General features: G+C 52.8%; 1 protein-coding gene. It reads right to left on the reverse strand.

Going from position 1 to position 670, the window contains the following annotated elements; translation table 11 throughout:
- Positions 1 to 670, reverse strand: a 670-nt coding sequence (locus FTE26_RS20210; protein WP_272457523.1) for a phage terminase large subunit family protein, incomplete at both ends; no start/stop codon positions are given.

A 670-nucleotide genomic window follows, 5' to 3' on the forward strand; every position in this document is an offset into this window, starting at 1 on the left:
ATCACGGAAACCAGCAACCACATCGCCGCAGGGCTGAAAATACTCACCACAGTGTGGACAGGGCCAGTACCAGCGACGGCGATCGCCACGGTTATAGAGCGACAGTATCCCCGTGGTTGGTGGAGCCTCATGCGGTGAAGTCCTTCGCCATTTCACATCCTTCACATCCCTACCGGGGGAACTCTCCACCAGCGTCATACCACTGGACATAAATGTGGTGGTACGTTTTGAGGCAAGAGAGAAGGCATCCCCCTCGCCATCAATATCTTCCGGAAAACGGTCATAATCCGTCAGCGCGACGCATTTATAATCTGATGAGGACATGATATTGACTGACGGCCAGCCGATTTTCAGGTAGTTGCCAGCAAGGAATGTTCTGTCATAAACGTTGTTGTCATTTTTGTTCGGACTCAGGCGACTGACCACTTCCGGGCTGACGCGAAACGTTCTGGCGAGTCGTTTTTTGGAGTGTTCGCGGGCTTTTTCCTCCGTCATCTGAATGATCAGCATATCCGCAGGATCGCAAATCACGTTGTAAATCACCCAGCCGTCAATCAGGCCGATAGTCTTGCCGGTTCGTGCCGGACCAACAAATATCACTGCGTCGTATTCACGCGAGGCCAGGCAGTTCATCGGCTCAATAACATACGGTGCCACCAGCGGATCCCAC

The organism is Escherichia sp. S10b (genome assembly GCF_028421345.1).
Lineage (GTDB): Bacteria > Pseudomonadota > Gammaproteobacteria > Enterobacterales > Enterobacteriaceae > ECMA0423.